Consider the following 21,439-nt stretch of genomic DNA (forward strand, 5'->3'; position numbering starts at 1 on the left):
ACCTGATCGCGGCCCCTACGCCCGCGCAACGCGTCGCGTCATGCCCGGCGCAAAGCCGGCCGCGAGCACGAACAGCACGACGCACAGACAGGCCATCGCGACCCACGCGGGCGTCAGATCCGCGAGATGCTGGCGCACGATGCCCGCCGCGAACGGAAACAGTCCCGCGATCAGGTAGCCGACGCCCTGCACGAACCCCGTCAGCGATGCCGCGTCGGCCGGCGTCGCCGCGTGGTCGACCGTGACGATCAGCGACAGCGGAAACAGCGCGCCGATGCCCGCGCCGAGCAGCAGCGCGGCCGGCAGCGCCAGCCTCTCCGGCGCGGCCAGCATCAGCAGCAGCCCGAGCAGCAGCGACGCGATCGCCGCGTGCAGCGCCGGCCGGCGATCGGGCACGCGGTCGATCGTCGCCGAGACCGCCAGCCCCGCGACGACTTCCGCGAGCGTCACGCCGCCGAGCAGGCTGCCGGCCGCGGTCGGCGACCAGCCGAGCCGCATGTAGTACGGCGGCAGCCACGCGAGCACGAGCGTGTACGCGCCCGTCGCGATCCCGAAGAACAGCGCGAGCCGCCACGCGCGCGGCGAACGCGACGCGCGCGCATCGACCGCCGTCGCGGCGGCCGGCCTGACCGACACCGTCCGGTCGCCGCGGCTCGCCAGCGGCCATGCCAGCGCGGCGAGCGCGGCCGGCAGCGCCCAGCCAGCGAGCGCCGCGAGCCAGCCCCAGCGGGCGGCGACCAGCGGCGCCGCGACGCTCGCGAGCACCGCGCCGCCCATGATCGACGTCGAATAGACGCCCATCGCGCCGCCGATGCGCGCCGCGAAATGCGCTTTCACGAAGCCCGGCAGCAACGCCTGCACCATCGCAATGCCGATGCCCGCGCAACAGGCGCTCGCCAGCAACAGCCACGGATGCTGCGCGCCGACGCGCGACGCGCATGCCAGCCCGATCAGCACGACGCCGAACCAGACGCCGCCGGCGATGCCCGTGACGCGCTGCAGCGGCCGCGCGCCCAGCGCGCCGAGCCCCATCAGCAGGATCGGGATCGTCGTCAGCAGGCTCGCCGCGCCGTCGCCGATGCCGGTCGCGCGCTGGATCATGTCGAGCAGCGGGCCGACCGCGGCGAGCGCCGGCCGCAGGTTCAGCCCGACGAGCACGATGGCGGCCAGCCGCCATCCGGACGTGTTGAAACGATTCATCGCAAGGCCCTCGAATTCGGTGCGCGACATGCAGGTGGCCGCCGCGCGTTTTCATGTAAAGTATCTCGCCATCAAGATAAATGCCGATTTATCTCGACGTCAAGATAACTGGTGAGCCGAGGAGGGTTAATGGATCGAGCCGCGCAGGCGGTCGCGCAATGGCGCGCCGAGCGTCCGGATCTCGACGCGTCGTCGATGCTGGTGATGGGGCGGCTGCAGGAAGCGGCGCTCGTGATCGCGCGCGATCGTCTCAATCCGCTGTTCGCGCGCTACGGGATGCAGCCGGGCGAATTCGACGTGCTGGCGACGCTGCGCCGCAGCGGCGCGCCGTTCGCGCTGACGCCGACGGCGCTGTACGACGCGTTGATGATGTCGTCGGGCGGCATGACCGCGCGCATCGACCGGCTGCAGAAGGCCGGCTGGGTCGAGCGCCGGCCGAATCCGGCCGACGGGCGCGGCACGCTGGTCGCGCTGACCGAAACGGGCCGCGCGCTGATCGACGAAGCGGTGGTCGCGCACGTCGACAACCAGCGCGCGATGCTGGCCGCGCTGTCGGCCGCGGAGCAGGCGCAGCTCGCGCGGCTGCTCGACAAGGTGCTGGCGGGGCTGGCGCGCACGGCCGACGGCAACGACGGCGGCTAGCGACGCCGCCCGCGCGATGCGCAAGCGTCGACACAAAAAACGACGCCCGCTGCGCGAGGCAGCGGGCGTCGATCGAAGCAGGCGGCCCGCACCGGGTGCGGGCGCGACTCAGTCGCGTGCCGGAATGTTCAGGCCGCGCGCGACGGCCGGCCGCGCGACGAACGCATCGAGCGCGCGCGCAACGTGACGGAATTCGCGGAAGCCGACGAGGTCGCCCGCTTCATAGAAACCGACGAGGTTGCGCACCCACGGGAAGATCGCGATATCGGCGATCGTGTACGCATCGCCCATCACCCACTCGCGTTCGGCGAGGTGCGCATCGAGCACGCCGAGCAGGCGTTTCGATTCGGCGACGTAGCGGTCGCGCGGACGCTTGTCCTCGTAGTCGCGGCCCGCGAACTTGTGGAAGAAGCCGACCTGGCCGAACATCGGGCCGATGCCGCCCATCTGGAACATCACCCACTGGATCGTTTCGTAGCGGCCGGCGAGATCCTTCGGGATCAACTGGCCGGTCTTGTCCGCGAGATAGATCAGGATCGCGCCCGACTCGAACAGCGGCAGCGGCTTGCCGTCCGGGCCGTTCGGATCGATGATCGCCGGAATCTTGTTGTTCGGGTTCAGCGACAGGAACGCCGGCGACAGCTGGTCGTTCGTGTCGAAACGCACGAGGTGCGGCTCGTACGGCAGGCCGGTTTCCTCGAGCATGATCGACACCTTGACGCCGTTCGGAGTCGGCAGCGAGTAGAGCTGGAGGCGGTCGGGATGCTGGGCCGGCCACTTTTGCGTGATCGGGAAGGCGGACAGATCGGACATGGAAGGTTCGCTCGTCGAGAGGAATGATCCGCGCCCCGCCGTGCCGCCGCGCATCGCACCCGCTGCGCACGCGTGGCAGCGGAGCAGGCGCGCCGGCTGGCGCGGCCGGGCGCGCCGAAAAACGCCCACTGTAGCCGATCCGCAAAATCGGTGCAGGCGACGGCGAAGGTGAGTGCAAGGGCGGGCGCAGCAAGATGCCGCGACAGTCGAAAGGCGGACATTCCCGACCCACCGAAGCGATTCTGTTATTGCCTTGACATACGATGTCTTAACACACCGGCGTGCGGCTCGCCGGCGTGCTCCGGCGCACACAGGGCCTTTCGAATCACGATATCGCCGAAGGGTTTTTGTTAGGGAAATTCCCGCCCCGCGCGTCACGGTTTTTTGTTGACCGACATCGTATAACAACGTCATGATTTCTCGAAAGAAAGGTCCCATCCACCGACCGCAGAGAGGAGACATGAACACAACCACGATCGCGCGCCGTGTCCGCCGGATCGCGCTGGCGCTGGGCTTCACGCTGTCGGCGGCGGCCGTCGCCGCGCCCGTGTCGCTGAACGTCGTCGATGTCGCAGGCAACCTGCAGCTCACGCAGAAGGCCATCGAAGCGTTCCGGGACAAGAACCCGAACCTCGTGTCGACCGTCACGTTCACGAACGCGCCCGCGCCGCAGCTGCCGGGCAAGATCAAGGCGATGCAGGCGGCCGGTCGTGCCGACATCGATCTCGTGCTGACCGGCACCGACGCGCTCGCGGCCGGCATCGAGCAGAACCTGTGGCTCAAGCTGCTGCCGGACCACGCGAGCGCGCTCGCCGGCGTGCTCGACAAGTACGCGCCCGGCCCGCGCAAGATGCAGGATCTCGCGCAGGGCTTCGGCCTCGAAGTCACCTACATGCCGGCGGGCCCGCTGCTCGAATACAACCCCGCGAAAGTCGCCGACCCGCCGAAGACGCCCGACCAGCTGCTCGCGTGGTGCAAGGCGCATCCGAACAAGCTGATCTATGCGCGGCCTGCGAATTCCGGCCCGGGCCGCACGTTCCTGATGGGGCTGCCGTACGTGCTCGGCGACAAGAATCCGCAGGACCCGATCAACGGCTGGGACAAGACCTGGGCGTTCCTGAAGCAGCTGAACGACTGCGTGCCGTACTACCCGGGCGGCACCTCGGCCGTGATGAAGGAGCTGGGCGAGGGCACGCGCGACATGACGGTGACCGTCACCGGCTGGGACATCAACCCGCGCGCGCTCGGCATCGTGCCGGCCGAGTTCCGGATCCAGGCGTTCGACAACATGACGTGGGTCAACGACGCGCATTACATGGTGATCCCGAAGGGCGTGCCGAAAGAAAAGCTCGACGTGCTGTTCAAGCTGATGAATTTCCTGCTCGAGCCGGCGCAGCAGGCGATGACCTACGACGACGGCTATTTCTATCCAGGCCCGGCCGTGAAGGGCGTGACGCTCGAGATGGCGCCCGCGCACAGCCAGGACGTGATCCGCAAGTTCGGCCGCCCCGAATACGCGAAGCTGCTCGCCGATCGTCCGCACGTGCAGCCGCTCAGCGCGCAGGCGATGGTCGCCGCGTTCCAGAAATGGGATCGTGAAATCGGCGCGCAGAAGTCGAAGTGACGGACGAACCCGCGGGCGCGACGGCGCCTGCGTCAGCGGAGTGTGCAATGAAGCACAGTTTCGAACGGCTGCGGCTAGACGGCGTCTGTCGCAGCTTCACCAACGCGGAAGGCGCGCAGGTCGCGGCGCTCGACGGGCTCGACCTCGACATCCGCCGCGGCGAATTCATCGCGCTGCTCGGCCCGTCCGGCTGCGGCAAGTCGACCGCGCTGAACTGCATCGCCGGGCTGCAGCCGCTCACGCGCGGCGGCATCTGGCTCGACGACACGCGCATCGACGTGCTGCCGCCCGAACGGCGCGGCTTCGGCATGGTGTTCCAGAACTACGCGCTGTTTCCGCACATGACGGTGCTCGACAACGTCGGCTTCGGCCTGAAGATGCGCGGCGTGCCGAAGCACGAAGCGCGCCGCCGCGCGCAGCAGGCGCTCGAACTCGTGCAGCTGGTCGGCCATGAAGGCAAGCTGCCCGGCCAGCTGTCGGGCGGCCAGCAGCAGCGCGTCGCGATCGCGCGCGCGATCGTGATCGAGCCGCCGCTCGTGCTGATGGACGAGCCGCTGTCGAATCTCGACACGAAGCTGCGCATCGAGATGCGCGCGGAGATCCGCCGCATCCACACGCAGCTCGAGCGCGCGACCATCTACGTGACGCACGACCAGGACGAGGCGCTGTCGATGGCCGACCGCATCGTCGTGATGAAGGAGGGCGTCGTGCAGCAGGTCGCGACGCCGAAGACCGTCTATTCGCGCCCGCACAACCTGCACGTCGCGCGCTTCATGGGCTATCGCAACGTGCTGCCGTTCACGCTCGAAGGCACCGCCGGCGACTACGTGACGGTCGCCGCCGCCGGCGTGCGCCTCGCGGGCGTGCCGATGGCCGGCTTCGACGGCACGCAGGTCGCGGTCGCGCTGCGTCCGGACGACGTCGAGCGCGCGGACGACGCGGGCGACAACACGTTCGACGCGACGGTCGAAACGGTCGAATACGGCGGCCGCGATTCGCTGATCCGCGCGATCGCGCCGTTCGGCGCGATCTGGGCGCGCGTGGCCGGTGAATTCGCGGCAGGCGAGCAGCTGCGGCTGCGCGTTCCGCCATCGCGCACGCTCGTCTATCCGGGAGAAGCGCAATGAGCGCGTGCGGCTTGCTCGTCCGCACGCCGCGCACCGCACGGGCCGCCGGCCGGGAGGCCGCATGAGCACGCTCGCATCCGGCGGCACGCCTCGTGACGCGAAAGCGTGGCTCGTCACGCCCGCGCTCGCGTTCATCGTCGCGCTGTTCGTCTATCCGTTCGCGTACGGCCTGCTGCTGTCGTTCGAGCCGATGAACGGCGGCGGCGCGCTCGCGAACTACACGCAGTTCTTTACCGACGCCGCGATGTGGCCGACCGTGCTCGTCACGCTGAAGCTCGCGGTGCCGGCCACGCTGATCAACGTCGGCGTGGCGGTGCCGGTCGCGTTCGCGCTGCGCCGCCACTCGCCTTACCAGAAGTTCGCGACGACGCTGCTGGTGATCCCCGTCACGCTCGGCACCGTGCTGGTCGCGGACGGGATGCTCACGTACTTCGGGCCGAACGGCTGGTTTCCGCAGGCGCTGCACGGCCTGCACCTGTACACCGACGAAGTGCGCCTCACGCACAACTACTGGGGCGTGCTGCTGTCGCTGATCGTGTCGGGCTTTCCGTTCGCGTTCCTGCTGATGCTGTCGTACATCAGCGGCATCGACCCGACGCTCGCGCGCGCGGCCGCGACGCTCGGCGCGAATCCGTGGCAGCAGTTCCGGCGGATCTACCTGCCGCTGCTCGTGCCGGGGCTGACGATGGCCGCCTGCCTGTCGTTCGTGCAGGCGTTCTCGGTGTTCCCGTCGGCCGTGCTGCTCGGCGCGCCGGCCGGCCCGACGCGCGTGATCTCGATCGCCGCCGCGGAAGCCGCGTTCGAGAACTACGACTATTCGCTGGCGTCGGCGATCGCGATCGTGATGGGCTTCGTGCAGCTGCTGGTGGTCGCGTCGATGCTCGGCGCGCGCCGTTTCTTCTATTCGGGGCCGGTGACGGGAGGCAAGGGCTGATGGCGACCGACAATCATGCCGCGCCGGCCTGGCCGCCGAAACAGGAGCCTGGCGAGGCGCGGCCCGTCAACGCGATGAAGCCGCAGAAGATCCGCGGCGCGCTCGCCGGGCGCGCGTGGAAGGCGCTCGTCTGGGGGCTGATGGCGTTTTTCCTGCTGAACGTGATGCTGCTGATCGCGACCGTCGCGGTGAATTCGGTCGCGACGCGCTGGTTCGGCACGCCGCTGCCGCAAGGCTTCACGCTGCGCTGGTACGCGAAGGCGTGGGAGGACTTCCAGCTCGCGAGCGTGCTGTGGGTGACGGTCGAGGTCGTCGGCGCGGTCGTGCTGCTGTCGATCGCGCTCGGCGTGCCGGCCGCCTATGCGCTCGCGCGCGTATCGTTTCGCGGCAAGCGCTTCGCGCTGCTGGTGTTCCTGCTGCCGCTGATGGTGCCGCCCGTCACGTACGGGATCCCGATGGCGACCGTGATGTACAAGATCGGGCTGGCGGGCACGCTGTCCGGCGTGATCCTCGCGAACCTCGTGCCGGCGCTGCCGTTCGTGATTCTCGTGATGACGCCGTTCATCGAGCAGATCGACCCGAACCTCGAAGCCGCCGCGCGCATCTTCGGCGCGAACACGTGGCGCTATTTCCGCTATGTGCTGCTGCCGCTGCTGGTGCCCGGCATGCTCGCGGCGGGGCTGCTGGTACTGGTGCGCACGATCGGGATGTTCGAGCTGACCTTCTTCACCGCGGGCCCGAGCACGCAGACGCTCGTCGTCGCGCTGTATTACGCGGTGTTCTCGACCGGCGTGCGCGCGCCGCAGTCGATCGACGCGATGGCGATGATCTATATGGCGATCACGCTCGTCTGGGTCGTGATCGCGCTGCAGTTCGTGAGCCCGACGCAGCTCGTGAGCCGCGTCAAGCAGGAGCGGCAATAGGCGCGCTCCGGTGCGTGCAATTGGTTACAAATGGATACCGCGCACGGCACGCGGCCGTTGCAGACTACGCGGCGTACCGGTCCGACGATGCCTGCGCGGCATCGTCGCCCACCGCCCGACGTTTACCCGATCACGGATATCCATGAAGTTCCCAACGCTACTGACGCTCGGCTGTGCCTCGACGCTGCTTGCCGCCTGCAACCTGCTTCACGACGGTCCCGGAGCGAGCGACGTCGATGCCGCGGTGCGCCGCGCGCTCGAAGCGGAAAACCACGGCGGCCTCAACGCGCTGTTCGGCCAGCCGCTGCCGATGTCGGCCGACGTCGTGTCGGCGAAGCCCGACGGCGACTGCCGGAAGGCGGGCGAGCGCACCTATACGTGCGACGTCGTGATCACGTGGCGCAATGCCGATTACTCGCCGTCGCGTGCAAACCTGACCTTCGTGCAGGCCGCCGACGGTTCGTGGCAGACCTCGGGCGTCGACGCGGCGATCGCGACCGGCGCCGCGAAATCGCTGATCGACAAGATCGGCAAGGCGTGGCCCGGCAATGCGGCCAGCGGCGCGTCGGCCGCACAGTGATCCTCCAGTGCGGCGCTTTCTTTGATCGCTTCACGCTGCACGACCTTGCCGACACGCGCGAATCCTGCCGCTGACCGCGATCAGCGACCGCGATCGGCCGGCGCGGTCGCGGGCATGGTCCGATGGCCGGCGTCCATCGACGCACCGGCGTCGGCGCCGATGCCCGACGATTGCGCGATGCGCGCTTCGGCGGCCTGAAGGTCGTTCGGATACTGGCCTTTCAGCGGTTTGTAGCCGGCCTGTTCGAGCTGGCGCAGCTGGCCGACGACTTCGGCGCGCGTAACGGGCGCGTTCGCCGTCTGCGCGAACGATACGACGGGCGCCGCGACCGCGGCGGCGAGGACGAGCAGGGAAAGGGCGGTTTTCATCTCGGGTTCTCCGAAAAATGCGGGACGTCCGGTGCGGCACAGCCGCCGTCACCGGTACAGCCATCTTCGGCGACCGCCGCTTAAGCGCGAGTTAACGCGGAAAAAGGGCGGGAGCATCGCGACTCAAGCTGAGTCCCTGGTGCCGCTCGATCATTCGAACCGATCCTCGGTATGTCGTCTGATGTATAGGGAAAACCCTTATTTTGAGATACAATATCGGCCTAGAAGAAAGGTCGAACCATGCCTGAACGTTTCCAAACCCTTGAAAAATTTGTGTTTTCGCTGATCGTGATGTCCGCGGTCGTGTGCTCGGCGTTCCTCGCCTACGAACGCCATCCCGAAATCAAGATCGCGTTGCAACAGGGCGAAGCGCTGATGCGCGAGAGCGCCAGGTATTCGGTCATCTGCTCGCCGTCCAAGGTCGATCCTTGCGTCGAGATGTCCGCGTACTGAACGAATCCCGATCCTGTCTGACCGGCGCCGGCGCGCTCGAGCGCCGGTCCCGGACGCCCCTCCGAGAACCGCATCGCGCGCCGCGCCGATGACGCGTCCTGCGCGGGTCCTGCGCTCGTCGGCGCACACCCGCCGCTCCGTTTTCATTCCTGCTTGTTCCGACCGAGCCCGCGTCTTGCGATGTGGCGACTTCGTGCATGTCGTCGGGCGTGGCCGGCGCGGCCGGTCCGCATTCCCTGTCCAGCCCGAAACATCGGGCCCGGTCGAACGTCGCTGCCGGGCACGACGGCGCGTCGACGCGCCCGGTAGCCCGCGTCATTGCGACGACGTCGTACGGTCGGGGGCCGCGTCGGACGACGCGGTCGCAGTCGGCATCGCGCCGGCGTGCTCGGCCGCGTAGCGCGCGCGGTTGTGCGCGATCTCGTCCGGCGACGGCGGATAGTCGTTCCGGTTCGACGGCAGCAGGCCGTCGGCCTGCGCTTCGATCAACTGCTGACGCACTTCGGCGCGCGTGAGCGGCGCCTGCGCGGACTGGGCGAACGCCGATGCGCCGAACGGCAAACTCAGCGTGGCGAGGACGAAAGCGGCAATGATTTTCATGGCGACTCCTTGATGAATGAGCGAACGCGTGAGCGGGGAAGGGCCCACGCCTGTCATTCTGGTCGCCGCGTCCGTCGCGCCGCTGACCTGCCGATTACAGTTCGGTAATCAAGGGCCCCGACGCCTGCGCGATACGGCTTGCCGTCGTCGTTTCCCGGTAACATCGGCGCATGTTCCAACCGAATGCGACGGAGTCGATCATGCGCATCCTGATAGTCGAAGACGAACCGAAGACGGGCGCGTACCTGAAGAAGGGACTCGAGGAATCCGGCTTCAGCGTCGATCTCGCGAAGGACGGCGCGGAAGGACTGATGCTCGCGCAGGAAGAAAACTACGACGTGATCGTGCTCGACGTGATGCTGCCCGTGCTCGACGGCTGGGGCGTGCTCAAGCGGCTGCGCGATACGCACACGACGCCCGTGCTGTTCCTGACCGCACGCGACGACGTGCAGGACCGCGTGCACGGCCTCGAACTCGGCGCCGACGACTACCTCGTGAAGCCGTTCGCGTTCGTCGAACTGCTCGCCCGGATCCGCACGCTCGCGCGCCGCGGGCCGCCGCGCGAGACCGAACGCCTCGTCGTCGGCGATCTGGAGATCGACGTCGTGCGCCGCCGCGTGAAGCGCGGCACGGTGCGCATCGACCTGACGCCGCGCGAATTCTCGCTGCTGCAGCTGCTCGCGCGCCGGCACGGCGAGGTGCTGAGCCGTACGCAGATCGCATCGTATGTGTGGGACATGAATTTCGACAGCGACACCAACGTCGTCGAAGTCGCGATCCGGCGATTGCGCGCGAAGGTCGACGACGCTTTCCCCGTCAAGCTGATCCATACGGTGCGCGGCGTCGGCTACGTGCTCGAGCCGAAGGACGGCGCATGACGCGCGGCCGCTCGCTCACCGCGACGCTCACGCTCGCGTTCGGCGCGACCACGCTTGCGGTGTTCGCGCTCGTCGGCGCTTATGTGTACGCCGGGCTCGAACGGCAGGTCGGCGCGCAGGACGATCTCGACATCGTGCTCGCGGCGCGACACACGCGGCGGCTCGCGGGCGAACTCGATTCGCTCGACGCGGTGCGCACGCATGCGGATCGCCTCACCAGCCAGGTGCTCGGCAATCAGGCGCTGTCGCTGACCGTCGTCGATGCGCAAGGTCATGTGCTGGTGCGCCATAACGTCGAGCGCACGGAACTGGAGGATGCGTCGGGCGCCGATGCGTCGGGCGCCGCTGAGTCGGGCGCGGCGTCTGCCGCGCTGGCCGACGCCGACGCCGATGCCGACGTATTCCCGCCGCAAGTGACGCCCGTGCCCGCCAGCGAGCGGATCACCGCCGAGCGGATCGCGGCATGGACCGCCGAGCGCGGCACGCCGGTGCGCGGCGTCGTGACCGACGCCGTGCTGCGCGACCACACGCCGATCCGCATCGCGATCGCGCGCAACATGGACGATCGCGTCCGGCTGCTCGACGGCTATCGCGACAAGCTGAAGTTCGCGGGCGGGCTCGGCGCGCTGCTCGCGATGCTGCTCGGCTACTGGCTGATCCGTTCGACGCTCGCGCCGCTGCGCGAGATCGTCGCGAACACCGGCCGCATCACCGTCGACCGGCTCGACCTGCGGCTCGACGCCTCGCGCGCGCCGCGCGAGCTGCGGGCGCTCGTCGATGCGCAGAACGCGATGCTCGGCCGCCTCCAGCAGGCGTTCGGACACCTGAAGCAATTCAGCGCCGACCTCGCGCACGACCTGCGCACGCCGCTCAACAACATGCGCGGCGCGACCGAGGTCGCGCTTGCCCGGCCGCGTTCGCCCGACGAGTACCAGCTGCTGCTCGAGTCGAACCTGGAGGAATACGACCGTCTCGCGCGCATGATCGACAACGTGCTGTTTCTCGCGCGTGCCGAGCATCCCGGTTTCGTCACGCGCCAGCGCGCATTCGACGTCCATCGGGAACTGGAACGCATCGCCGGTTACTTCGAGGGCCTGGCCGACGAAGCGGGCTCGACGCTGAGCGTGGTCGGCCGCGGCGAGCTGACCGCCGATCTCGAACTGTTCCGTCGCGCGGTCAGCAACCTGCTCGCGAACGCGTTGCGCTACACGCCCGCTGGCGGCGTGATCACGATGCGCGTCGACGAAACGGCGGACGCGGTTCGCGTCGCCGTCGAGAACCCGGGCGAGCCGATCGACCCCGCGCTCCTGCCGCGCATCTTCGACCGCTTCGTGCGCGGCGATCCGGCGCGCAGCGGCGGCGCGCCGGGCGGCACGGCCGGGCTCGGCCTCGCGATCGTGCGCTCGGTGATGGAGCTGCACGGCGGCACCGCACGCGCCGAAAGCGACGCGACCGGCACCCGCTTCATCCTCACGTTCGTCAGGAACCCGACTTAGCGCGAACCGGCCCTGGCTGCCGCGCGCGGGGCGCGGCGCCCGCCTGCCAGCCGCCGCCCAGCGCCTTCAGCAGCCCGACCGCGGCCTCCATCCGGCGCGCGGCGATCTGATCGGCCTGGCGCTGGTTCGTCAGCGCGATCGTCTGCGCGGTCACCACATCGAGATAGCTCACGGCGCCCGCGTTGAAGCGGTTCGTCGTCAGTCGCAGCGACAGGTCGGCCGCATCGGTCGCACGCTGCTGGCTGAGCGCCTCCGACGCGAGCGCGTCGAGCGCGGACAGCTGATCCTCCACCTGCTGGAACGCGACCAGCACGGTCTGCCGGTAGTCGGCGACCGCGCCGTCGTATTGCGCATGCGCGCCGCGCAGCGATGCGCTGCGACGGCCGCCGTCGAACAGCGTGCCGACGAGTTGCGGGCCGAGCGACCAGAACAGGCTCGGCGCGGTCAGCCAGGGCGCGAAGAAGCCGCTCTCGAGCCCCGCGCTCGCCGACAGGATCAGGTCGGGGAAAAACGCCGCGCGCGCCGCGCCGATCTGCGCATTCGCGGCCGCGACGCGCCGCTCGGCCGCCGCGATGTCGGGGCGCCGCTCGAGCAGCTGCGACGGCAGGCCGGCCGGAATCGTCGGCGGCACCAGCGGCTGCACGCGCGGCGGCAACGCAAACGTCGACGCATTCTCGCCGACCAGCGTCGCGATCGCATGCTGGAGCTGCGCGCGCGACACGTCGATATCGGTGTCCTGGGTCCGGGTCGCTTCGAGCTGCGTCGCGGCCTGCGCCACCGCGGACGCATCGATCGCGCCCGCCGCGCGCTGCCGCTGCAGCAGTTGCAGCGCGTCCGCATACGCGCGGACCGAGTCGTCGAGCAGCCGCTTCTGCGTATCGAGCGAGCGCAGCGCGAAGTAGTCGGTCGCGAGATCGGCCGTGACCGACAGCTTCACCGATTGCAGATCGGCCGCGCTCGCGTCGGCGTTCGCCTGCGCGCCGCTCACCGCGTCGCGCACGCGGCCGAACAGGTCGGGCTCCCAGCTTGCGGCCACGCCGGTCTGGTAATCGGACGTGCTCTGGCCCGCGAGCGAGGAGCCGAGCTTGTTCTGCGATACACGCGTGCGGGTCTGCGCAACGCCAGCCGTGACGGTCGGCAGGAAACCCGCGTGCTGGTAGTCGACCATCGCGCGCGCCTGCTGAAGATCGGCAACGGCTTTCTTCACGGTCTGGTTCGACACGTCGACGCGCGCTTCGAGCGCGTTCAGATCGGGATCGCCGAAGGCGGTCCACCATGGGCCGCGCGGTGCGGCATCGGCCGGTGCGGCGACGTCCCAGCCGGATTGCGCGGCCGATGCACCCGCAGCCGGCATGCCCGCAGCCGGTACGCCCGACGCCGGTATGCCCGCATAATGCGCAGGCACCGCGACCGCGGGCGGGGAATAGGGCGGCAGCGTCGAGCACGCGGCCAGTGCGGCGGCGACGCCGAGCACGACGACGCGGCGGGTGAATGGAAGCGGGCGAAGGAAGCGCATGGCGGGCATCTCGTGGATTCTCATGGGTCAGCCGCGGGCTTTCGTCGCGGTCGCCGTCGTAGCCGCAGCGGAGCCGGAAACCGGCGCCGCGGCGGCAGCCGGTGTCGCGTCGTGCTCGACCGACACGATCTTCACGATCTCGCCGGCCGTGATCGAATCGCCGGGGTTGTCGATCACGCGATCGGTCGCGGCCAGCCCCGACACGATCTCGACTTGCGTGCCGAAGTCGCGGCCGATCTGCACGGTCCGCAGTGCGCTGCGCCCGTTCGCGTCGACGACCGCGACGGTCACGCCGTCGGGCCGGAACAGCAGCGCGCTGGCCGGCAGTTCGTACGCGGGCGTGGTGCTTGCCACCTGCAGATGCGCCTGCGCATAGGCGCGCGGCATCAGCGTGCCGTCGCGATTGTCGACGTCGATCTCGACCCGCATCGTGCGCGTGGCGGGATCGATCGCGCCGGCGCTGCGCGCGACGCGCGCGGCGAAGCGTCGCCCCGGATACTGCTGCGTGGTCAGGTAAACCGGCGTGCCCGCCGACACGCCTGCCGCGCTGTCCTGCGGCACATCGACGAACACGCGCAGCGTGCCGGTCCGTTCGAGATGGAACAGTTCGCCGGACAGGCCAGGGCTGCCCGGCGTGCCGCCCGCCGTGACGAGCGTGCCGACGTCGACATTGCGCGCGGTGATCACGCCGTCGAACGGCGCCGTGATCGACTCGTACGACACCAGTTCGGTCAGGTGCGCGACATTCGCCTGCGCGGACGCGAGCATCGCGCGCTTCGCGTTCATGTCCGCGACCTTGGTGTCGGTGTCCTGCTGCGATACCGATTGCGTCTTCAGCATGTCCTGCCAGCGCTGCGCCGTCGACTTCGCGTAGTCGTAGTTCGCCTGCGCCGTGGCCGCATCGGCGCGCGCCTGCCGCAGCTGCGCGTCGAGATCGGGCGCCGCGATCTGCGCGAGCGTTGCGCCGGCCTTCACGTGCGTGCCGATGTCGACGCTCCAGTGTGCGATGTAGCCGCTCGTGCGCGCGTAGATCGACGCTTCCGCATACGGCATCACCGAGCCCGGCAGCGTCAACGTCTGGTCGGTCGGCGCCGCACCGGGCAGGATCACCGACACCGGCAGCGCCTGCTGCGCGGCGACCTGCGCGCGTTGCGCGGCGCGTGCGTCGATGCGCGGCACGATGGCGAGCGCCAGCAGCGCGACCGCGACCGCGATCGCCGCGAGCGGTGCGGCCAGCCTGCGACGGCCAGGCGACGGGGTCTCGGCCGCGGCGGCGTGCGTGGGAGGCGCGGACGGAGCCGCCGCGTCGACCGGCGGCGGGGCGAGGGGTTCGTTCGAGTCGTTCATGATGGGTTCGAGGTCGGAGTCGGGCGAGTCGAAGGGAATCGGCACGGGGCGGCGATCACGGCAGCACGGGCGTGTCCTGCGCGCGGCGCGCGGCGGCCGCGTCGCGGCGCCGGTCGAGCCACGCATGGGCGAAGCCGAACACGACGGGCACGAACAGCAGCGTCGACAGCGTGCCGAACGCGAGCCCGCCGATCACCGCACGGCCGAGCGGCGCGTTCTGCTCGCCGCCGTCGCCGAGCCCGAGCGCCATCGGCAGCATGCCGATCAGCATCGCCAGCGCAGTCATCAGCACCGGGCGAAAGCGGCTGAAGCCCGCGTCGAGTGCGGCCTGCCACGGCGGCGCGCCGGCGGCGATCAGTTCGCGCGCGGTATTGACCACGAGAATGCTGTTCGCGGTCGCGATGCCGATGCAGAGGATCGTCCCGGTCAGCGCGGGCACCGACAGCGTCGTATTCGTGACGAACAGCATCCACGCGATGCCCGCGAGCGAAGCGGGCAGACCGCTGACGATCACGAGCGGGTCCGTCCACGACTGGAAGTTGACGACCATCAGCAGGTACACGAGCGCGATCGCGAGCACGAGGCCGCTCAGCAGCCCCGCGAACGACTGGTGCATCGCCTGCACCTGGCCGCGCAGCACGATCGACGAGCCGGGCGGCAAGTCTGCGCGCGCCGCGTCGACGAGCTTCGTCACGTCGGCGGTCACGCCGCCCAGATCGCGGTCCTGCACCGACGCGAAGATATCGAGCACCGGCTGCACGTTGTAATGCGACACGACTGCCTGCTCCTGCGCGCGCGAGAAGGTGCCGAGCGTGCCGAGCAGGTTCTGCGCGGGCGTGCCGGCCGCCGGCCCGCCTGCGGGCGTCTGCGGCGACGGCGCGGCGGCCGGCATCGGGATGTTGGCGAGCGACTGCAGCGAATCGACTTCGTATTGCGGGGTCTGCACCAGCACCGGATAGCTGACGCCGTTGCTCGGGTTCAGCCAGAAGTTCGGCGAGGTCTGCGAACTGCCGGACAGCGCGATCAGCAGGTTCTGCGACACGTCGCGCTGCTGGAGTCCGGCCTGGATCGCCTTAGTGCGATCGACGTCGACGTTGATCGCGGGCGCGTCGCCGGGCTGCTGGATACGTGCGTCCACCAGGCCGCGCACGCTGCGCAGCTGCGCTAGCAACCGGTTCGCGACCGCCCGGTTCGCGTCGAGCTTGTTGCCGACGATCTGGATGTCGATCGGCGCCGGCAGGCCGAAGTTGAGGATCTGGCTGACGATGTCGGCCGGCAGGAACGCGAAGCTCACGCCCGGAAAGTCCCGGTTCAGCACGTTGCGCAGCTGCGTCACATACGTCGCGGTCGGACGGTGATCCGGCTTCAGCGTGATCATCACGTCGGCGTCGCCCGCGCCGATCGGGTCGGACGAGTCGTAGGTCAGGTTGATCCCGCTGACCGGCACGCCGATGTTGTCGAGCATGCCGGCCATTTGATTCGCCGGGATCACCGAGCGCACCCGCGCCTCGACCTCGTCGGTCAGGCGCGCGGTCTGCTCGATCCGCGTGCCGGTCGGCGCGCGCAGGTGCAGCCGGATCTCGCCGGTATCGACCGACGGGAAGAAATCCTGCCCCGCGACGGCGAACAGGCCGGTCGATGCCACGCACGCGAGCAGGAACGCGGCCGCGAAACGGCGGCGATGCGCGATCGCGGCCGACAGCAGCGCGCGATAGCGGGTGCGGACCGACTCGAAGCCGTGTTCGAAACCGGCCTGGAACCGCGCGAAACGAGCCAGGATGCCGCGCGGCGGTCGGCCGTGGCGGCCTGCGCGCATCAGCACCATCGCCAGCGTCGGAATCAGCGTGCGCGAAAAGAAATACGACGCCAGCATCGCGAAGATCACCGCTTCGGCCATCGGCACGAACAGGTAGCGCGCGACGCCGGTCAGCAGGAACATCGGCGCGAACACGATGCAGATCGACAGCGTCGACACGAAGGTCGGCACCGCGATCTCGCCGGCGCCGGTCAGGATCGCTTCCTCGAGCGGCGCACCGCGTTCGAGATGATGCGTGATGTTCTCGATCGCGACGGTCGCGTCGTCGACCAGGATGCCGACCGCCAGCGCGAGCCCGCCGAGCGTCATGATGTTGATCGTCTCGCCGAGCGCGGACAGCGCGCACAGCGACGTCAATACCGCCAGCGGGATCGTCACGGCGATGATCAGCGTCGCGCGCCAGCTGCCGAGGAACAGCAGGATCATCATCGCGGTGAGGCACGCGGCGATCAGCGCCTCGCGCGCGACACCCTGGATCGCCGACTTCACGAACACCGACTGATCGCCGAGCGGCGTGATCTGCAGCGCCTTCGGCAAGCCGGCCGCGATCTTCGGCAGCATGGCCTTCACCTGGCCGATGATCGTCAGCGTCGATGCGCTGCCGCTTTTCTCGACCGTCAGCAGCGCCGCACGCTTGCCGTCGCTGCGCACGATGTTGGTCTGCGGCGCGAAGCCGTCGACTACCTGCGCAACGTCGCGCACGTAGACGACGTTGCCGCCGACCGTCTTCACCGGCAGGTTGTTCAGCGCGGCGACCGTCTGCGTGCTGCCGTTCATCTGCACGTCGTACTCGCGCGTGCCGATCTTCGCGGTGCCGCCCGGCAGGATCAGGTTCTGCGCGTTGATCGCGTTGACCACGTCGATCGGCGCGAGCCCCTTGGCCTGCAGCGCGCGCGTGTTCAGGTTGACGACGATCTCGGGCACCTTGCCGCCGAACGGCAGCGGCACGGCCGCGCCCTGGACGGTCGCGAGCTGCGTGCGGATGAAGCTGTTGCCGAGATCGTAGAGGCTTTGTTCCGGCAGCGTCTTGCTCGACAGGCCGAGTTGCAGGATCGGCACCGTCGACGCGTTGTACGTGATGATGTTCGGCGGCAGCGTGCCGGGCGGCAGGATGCGCAGGATCGACGCGGAATTGCTCGCGGCTTCCGCGATCGCGCGATTGATGTCCGCACCGGGGTGGAAGAAGATCTTCACGACCGACACGCCGTTGAGCGACTGCGATTCGATGTGCTCGATGTCGTCGACGTCGGACGTGAGCGCGCGTTCGTAATTGGTCGTGATGCGCTTGGCCATGTCCTCGGCGGAAAAGCCGTTGTACGACCAGACGATGCTGACCACCGGTATGTCGATGTTCGGAAAGATGTCGGTCGGTGTGCGCAGGATCGCGAGCGCGCCCGCGATGAAGATCAGCAGCGCGAGCACGACGAATGTATAGGGCCTGCGCAACGCCAGCCGGACGATCCACATGATGTTGTTCCTCGAAGCAGAGCAGGGGCGCCGCACTCGATGCGACGAGCAGGCAGTCTGCCCGCGCGGCGTTGACCCGACCCTGACCCGAAGATTACGAAGCCGTTATCTGCATGCCGGCCGGCGGATTTCAAAACTGTCATCCGGCGGTCAGCGTCCTTGCCTGTTGCGATCACCAGAATGAATGTGTCGGGCGGCAATCGCATCCGCGACTCCGCCGGCGGCGCATCGACGATGCGTCCTCATCGAACCGTTCCGGGAGTTTCATCATGAATCGCAGACTGATCGCAGCCGCTGCGCTGCTCACCGTGGTAATCGGCATGCCGGTCGCCGCCTTCGCACAGACTTCGACGTCCGGCCTGACGCGCGCCGACGTGATCGCCGACCTGATCCAGGCGCAACGCGACGGCACCGTGCCCGCGCCGAACTGGGACTATCCGCCGAGCGCGCAGACGATCGCACGCAATCGCGAGCTCTATGCGCTCGCGCACGGCGAGCAGCGCACCACGACCGCAAACGCGTCGGCGGCCGTACCGGCCGCCAGCTCCCAATGAGCCGGGAGCCGGACGATGAAGCGCCTGTCCCGACTCGCGATCGCCGCGCTGCTCGCCGCGGTGGTCGCGCCGGCCTTCGCGCGCGGGCAACCGCAACTGCCGGACGACAACGGTGGCCGCGCGAGCGTGCTGAGCGAGCTGAACCCGACGCGCGCAGTCGACGACCGGCAAGCGCCGGCCGCCGATATCGCAGCTACACAAGCGCAGCCGTGCTCGACCTCCGCTCGACGTCCCGATGCCGGCCGCTGATCGCCGCGGCCCGCTCCTGCGCCCGCGACGCGCGCGGCGCACGCTGGCCGCGCGCGACTATGCGCCGCCGAGCTGCGCCTGCGCGTCGTCCAGCGCGGCGAGAAAGCCTTCGAGCGTCGCACCCGGTTCCGCACCCTGGCGCGTCACGCAATGGAACGACGAGAAATATGCGAGTTGTGCCGGACGAATCGCGCGCAGGCGGCCTTCGGCCACCCACGCGGCCGCATAGTGGGTCGGCAGGTAGCCGATGAAGGTGCCGCTGAACACGAGCGTCGCGATCGCCTCCATCGTATAGGCGTTGGTGCAGCGATCGAACACGAGCCCGTGCGGCCGCCGGCTCTCGGCCATGTAGCCGCGCCCGACGTAGTCGGCCGCGCAGATCTCGTCGAGTTCGGGCTCGGCGGCGCCGCGTTCGAAGAACGGGTGCTCGCGCGCGCAGTAGAGGTTCTGCTCCTCGCGAAACAGGAACCGGTATCGCAGCCCCGACAGCCGGTGATGAAATGCGCCGACCGCGAGTTGCAGGCGCGCTTCGAGCACCGCGTTCTCGAGTTCGTCCGGGCGCTGCGTATGAAGGTTGACGCGCACCGCGGGCGCGCGTCGGCGAAACAGCCGGATCGCGAGCGGCAGCGGTGCGCAGGGCTGGCCGACCACGCCGTCGACGCAGCCGAGGTTCAGCGTCTCGCGGTCGCGGCCGCCGAGGCCGCTGACCTGTTCGCGAAACCGCTCGATATCGCCGAACAGGCCCTGCGCGGCTTCGTACAGCTCCTGCCCTTCGTCGGTGAGCTGGAAGCCGCTGCTGCCGCGCCGGCACAGCGAGTAGCCGAGACGCACCTCGAGGTCGCGCACCAGCACGCTCAGGCGCGACAGGCTCGTGTTCAGGCGCACCTGCGCGGCGGTGAAGCCGCCGGCCTCGACGATCGCGCAGAAGGTGCGCAGCAGGCGCAGGTCGACATCGGAAAGATTGCCAAGCATCGGGAGCTCCCGCGACAGTGGGGCGAACCTCGTTTATAGCCCGGCCGGCGCCGTCGCGCGAGATCCCGTGCCGTGCCGTTCAAGGCCGCCGGGAAATCGCATCGGCGAGGATGCACAGCAGCTCGAACATCATCGTCGCGCCCACCAGCGCGGTGGCGCCGCCCGCATCGAACGGCGGCGACACCTCGACCACGTCGGCGCCGACGAGGTTCAGCCCCTGCAGCCCGCGCACCAGATGCTGCGCTTCGAGCGTCGTCATCCCGCCGATTTCCGGCGTGCCCGTGCCGGGCGCGAACGCCGGATCCAGCACGTCGACGTCGAAACTGACATAGGTCGGCCCGCTGCCGACCACGCGGCGCGCTTCGGCGAGCGTGGCCGCGACGCCGAGTGCGGCGAATTCCTCCATTGCGATCACGCGGATTCCGCAGTCGCGCGCGAACGCCTCGTCGTCGGCCGAGTATATCCGGACTCGATCGCAGGACGTGCCTGCCGGCCCCGATGGATTTCGCCGCAAGGTTCCTAATCTAAATAGCGGACTCGAGGTCCGAGAAATGTCTCAGGCTTGCCCTTGCGCGGTCCAACCTGTCTTGCCATCTTTCAGCATCACCTGTGCAACCGTGGATGGGATAAAGGGATTGAAGCTTGACTACTGCGACGGTGCTGCCTCATACGTTCGGCCATGCGCCAGCAGCGCCCAGATTGTTCGCGCCATCTTGTTTGCGAGTGCAACAGCAACGACGTTCGTTGGTCGTCGGGACAGCATCTGGCGCAAACGCTCCGGCAAGTGCTTTGAGCTCGAGATGACCGATCGCGCGCCGTGGATCAGCAGCGTCCGCAGATAAACGTCACCGCGTTTGCTGATCCCACCGAGCTTGATCTTGCCTCCCGAACCGTTCTGCCGCGGCACGAGACCGAGATAGGCGGCAAACTCCCGCCCCGAGCGAAACGTTCTTGCCTGTCCAATGACCGAAACCGCGGCAGTTGCCGTGAGTACGCCCACGCCCGGAATCTCCGAGATGCGCAGGCATGCATCATCGTTGCGCCGCCAACTGAGAATGCGTTGCTCGATCCGAGCAATCTGCTCATCGAGCGCACAGAGTCGCGAAAGCTGATCCTGCAGGCTGTCTAGCAGCATGGCCGGCAACTCGTCGGCCAGTGACGCCAGCGCGGCTTTGGCGGCTTCGATCGATGCACGACGGCCTTGAGGCAACACGACGCCGAACTCGTAGAGCAATCCGCGAAGTTGGTTGACCTGCATGACGCGAATCCGGACCAATTGCTGGCGTATCCGGTGCATCGCCAGCATGGCCTGCTGGTCTTCGGTCTTAACGGCCACGAACCGCATGCCGGGACGCTGGGCAGCTTCCCAGATCGCCGCGGCGTCAGCCGCATCATTCTTGTTAGACTTCACGAACGGCCGCACGAACTGAGCTGCGATGAGCCGCACGTCGTGGCCAAGCCGTGCCAGTACCCGGGCCCAATGATGAGCGCTGCCACAGGCCTCCATAACGACGCGGCTCGCCGGCCGGTTGGCGAAGAACGGCGCGAGCTGGGCACGTTTGAGTACCTTGCTGTGAATCGCGCCGGTTTCAGGCTCGACATAATGAATCTGGAAAACGCGCTTGGCCAGATCGATGGCAATGGTCGTGGGTTCCATTTGGTTCTCCTTGGCGGCTGGGCTGCCGAACCAGCAATGTCGCATGCTCTGGACGCGAGATTGCGGCGCCGGACGGCCCGTTAAGGCGGGAGGCGACCATTCCATCTAAAAAGCTCTAACACCCGATCCGACGATAATCCGCATTATGTAAAATTACTAAAACATCCGCCACCCCCAATCCATCCACGGCCCACCAACACCAAAACCCCCATCCGCCGGCACA

Annotated in this window: 20 protein-coding genes and 1 pseudogene; 11 read left to right on the forward strand and 10 right to left on the reverse strand. The window is 68.6% G+C overall.

Annotation, left to right across the window (positions count from 1 at the left end):
- Window positions 1-15: 15 nt before the first annotated feature.
- Window positions 16-1,200 (reverse strand): MFS transporter, encoded by a 1,185-nt coding sequence (locus WS57_RS26920; protein WP_069245492.1) that lies wholly within the window; start codon window positions 1,198-1,200, stop codon window positions 16-18.
- A gap of 129 nt (window positions 1,201-1,329) precedes the next feature.
- Between WS57_RS26920 and WS57_RS26925 the strand changes: the two genes are divergently transcribed.
- Complete coding sequence (locus WS57_RS26925; protein ID WP_069245096.1) at window positions 1,330-1,842, forward strand: MarR family winged helix-turn-helix transcriptional regulator; 513 nt, start codon at window positions 1,330-1,332, stop codon at window positions 1,840-1,842.
- Between the two features lie 108 nt (window positions 1,843-1,950).
- Here WS57_RS26925 and WS57_RS26930 read toward each other — a convergent pair whose 3' ends face one another.
- The gene (locus WS57_RS26930) at window positions 1,951-2,655 is read right to left on the reverse strand and encodes a glutathione S-transferase N-terminal domain-containing protein (protein ID WP_040127421.1); all 705 of its coding nucleotides are present in this window, start codon (window positions 2,653-2,655) and stop codon (window positions 1,951-1,953) included.
- 460 nt (window positions 2,656-3,115) lie between these two features.
- Between WS57_RS26930 and WS57_RS26935 the strand changes: the two genes are divergently transcribed.
- The 5 genes from WS57_RS26935 (at window position 3,116) to WS57_RS26955 (ending at window position 7,843) form a co-directional block, all read left to right on the forward strand.
- Window positions 3,116-4,279 carry an ABC transporter substrate-binding protein gene (locus WS57_RS26935; protein ID WP_059519431.1) on the forward strand — a complete coding sequence of 388 codons (1,164 nt, stop codon included), beginning with the start codon at window positions 3,116-3,118 and terminating at the stop codon, window positions 4,277-4,279.
- 47 nt (window positions 4,280-4,326) lie between these two features.
- Complete coding sequence (locus WS57_RS26940; RefSeq protein ID WP_040128879.1) at window positions 4,327-5,406, forward strand: ABC transporter ATP-binding protein; 1,080 nt, start codon at window positions 4,327-4,329, stop codon at window positions 5,404-5,406.
- A gap of 61 nt (window positions 5,407-5,467) precedes the next feature.
- Window positions 5,468-6,340, forward strand: coding sequence for an ABC transporter permease (locus tag WS57_RS26945; RefSeq protein WP_009695083.1), 873 nt, complete (start codon window positions 5,468-5,470; stop codon window positions 6,338-6,340).
- Complete coding sequence (locus tag WS57_RS26950) at window positions 6,340-7,263, forward strand: ABC transporter permease (RefSeq protein WP_069245097.1); 924 nt, start codon at window positions 6,340-6,342, stop codon at window positions 7,261-7,263. The genes WS57_RS26945 and WS57_RS26950 overlap by 1 nt, the downstream gene beginning before the upstream one ends.
- A gap of 142 nt (window positions 7,264-7,405) precedes the next feature.
- On the forward strand, window positions 7,406-7,843 hold the full coding sequence (locus WS57_RS26955) for a hypothetical protein (RefSeq protein WP_009695081.1): 438 nt from the start codon (window positions 7,406-7,408) through the stop codon (window positions 7,841-7,843).
- An 80-nt stretch (window positions 7,844-7,923) separates the two neighbouring features.
- On the opposite strand, the gene WS57_RS26960 is transcribed toward WS57_RS26955, so the two are convergent.
- Window positions 7,924-8,211 (reverse strand): DUF4148 domain-containing protein, encoded by a 288-nt coding sequence (locus WS57_RS26960; RefSeq protein ID WP_009695080.1) that lies wholly within the window; start codon window positions 8,209-8,211, stop codon window positions 7,924-7,926.
- Between the two features lie 240 nt (window positions 8,212-8,451).
- Here WS57_RS26960 and WS57_RS26965 point away from each other — a divergent pair, with 240 nt between their 5' ends.
- A complete protein-coding gene (locus WS57_RS26965; RefSeq protein ID WP_009695079.1) occupies window positions 8,452-8,664 on the forward strand; it encodes a hypothetical protein in 213 nt (70 codons plus the stop codon).
- Between the two features lie 315 nt (window positions 8,665-8,979).
- On the opposite strand, the gene WS57_RS26970 is transcribed toward WS57_RS26965, so the two are convergent.
- A complete protein-coding gene (locus WS57_RS26970) occupies window positions 8,980-9,264 on the reverse strand; it encodes a DUF4148 domain-containing protein (protein ID WP_009695078.1) in 285 nt (94 codons plus the stop codon).
- Window positions 9,265-9,464: 200 nt separating this feature from the next.
- Here WS57_RS26970 and WS57_RS26975 point away from each other — a divergent pair, with 200 nt between their 5' ends.
- Both WS57_RS26975 and WS57_RS26980 read left to right on the forward strand, forming a co-directional pair.
- Window positions 9,465-10,142: a heavy metal response regulator transcription factor gene (locus WS57_RS26975; RefSeq protein WP_059479474.1), complete on the forward strand. Its 678-nt coding sequence runs from the start codon at window positions 9,465-9,467 to the stop codon at window positions 10,140-10,142.
- Window positions 10,139-11,638, forward strand: coding sequence for a heavy metal sensor histidine kinase (locus tag WS57_RS26980; RefSeq protein WP_069245098.1), 1,500 nt, complete (start codon window positions 10,139-10,141; stop codon window positions 11,636-11,638). The genes WS57_RS26975 and WS57_RS26980 overlap by 4 nt, the downstream gene beginning before the upstream one ends.
- On the opposite strand, the gene WS57_RS26985 is transcribed toward WS57_RS26980, so the two are convergent.
- Genes WS57_RS26985 through WS57_RS26995 form a run of 3 tightly spaced genes read right to left on the reverse strand, consistent with a single transcriptional unit; the run spans window position 11,622 to window position 17,784 of the window.
- Window positions 11,622-13,154, reverse strand: coding sequence for an efflux transporter outer membrane subunit (locus WS57_RS26985; protein ID WP_059601375.1), 1,533 nt, complete (start codon window positions 13,152-13,154; stop codon window positions 11,622-11,624). The genes WS57_RS26980 and WS57_RS26985 overlap by 17 nt on opposite strands.
- A gap of 27 nt (window positions 13,155-13,181) precedes the next feature.
- Window positions 13,182-14,501, reverse strand: coding sequence for an efflux RND transporter periplasmic adaptor subunit (locus WS57_RS26990; protein ID WP_069245493.1), 1,320 nt, complete (start codon window positions 14,499-14,501; stop codon window positions 13,182-13,184).
- A gap of 55 nt (window positions 14,502-14,556) precedes the next feature.
- On the reverse strand, window positions 14,557-17,784 hold the full coding sequence (locus WS57_RS26995; RefSeq protein WP_059519425.1) for an efflux RND transporter permease subunit: 3,228 nt from the start codon (window positions 17,782-17,784) through the stop codon (window positions 14,557-14,559).
- Window positions 17,785-18,053: 269 nt separating this feature from the next.
- Here WS57_RS26995 and WS57_RS27000 point away from each other — a divergent pair, with 269 nt between their 5' ends.
- On the forward strand, window positions 18,054-18,338 hold the full coding sequence (locus WS57_RS27000) for a DUF4148 domain-containing protein (RefSeq protein WP_069245099.1): 285 nt from the start codon (window positions 18,054-18,056) through the stop codon (window positions 18,336-18,338).
- A 15-nt stretch (window positions 18,339-18,353) separates the two neighbouring features.
- Window positions 18,354-18,587, forward strand: coding sequence for a hypothetical protein (locus WS57_RS27005; RefSeq protein ID WP_059519422.1), 234 nt, complete (start codon window positions 18,354-18,356; stop codon window positions 18,585-18,587).
- Between the two features lie 57 nt (window positions 18,588-18,644).
- Here WS57_RS27005 and WS57_RS27010 read toward each other — a convergent pair whose 3' ends face one another.
- The 3 genes and pseudogenes from WS57_RS27010 to WS57_RS27020 all read right to left on the reverse strand — a co-directional run bounded on the left by WS57_RS27010 (window position 18,645) and on the right by WS57_RS27020 (window position 21,216).
- Window positions 18,645-19,559, reverse strand: coding sequence for a LysR family transcriptional regulator (locus tag WS57_RS27010; RefSeq protein ID WP_009689902.1), 915 nt, complete (start codon window positions 19,557-19,559; stop codon window positions 18,645-18,647).
- 79 nt (window positions 19,560-19,638) lie between these two features.
- Window positions 19,639-19,989: pseudogene (locus WS57_RS27015) on the reverse strand (arginase family protein); the annotation flags it as partial.
- A gap of 216 nt (window positions 19,990-20,205) precedes the next feature.
- On the reverse strand, window positions 20,206-21,216 hold the full coding sequence (locus tag WS57_RS27020; RefSeq protein WP_069244554.1) for an IS110 family transposase: 1,011 nt from the start codon (window positions 21,214-21,216) through the stop codon (window positions 20,206-20,208).
- Between the last annotated feature and the right edge of the window lie 223 nt (window positions 21,217-21,439).

The organism is Burkholderia pseudomultivorans, from assembly GCF_001718415.1.
In the GTDB taxonomy this organism is placed as follows: Bacteria; Pseudomonadota; Gammaproteobacteria; order Burkholderiales; family Burkholderiaceae; genus Burkholderia; species Burkholderia pseudomultivorans_A.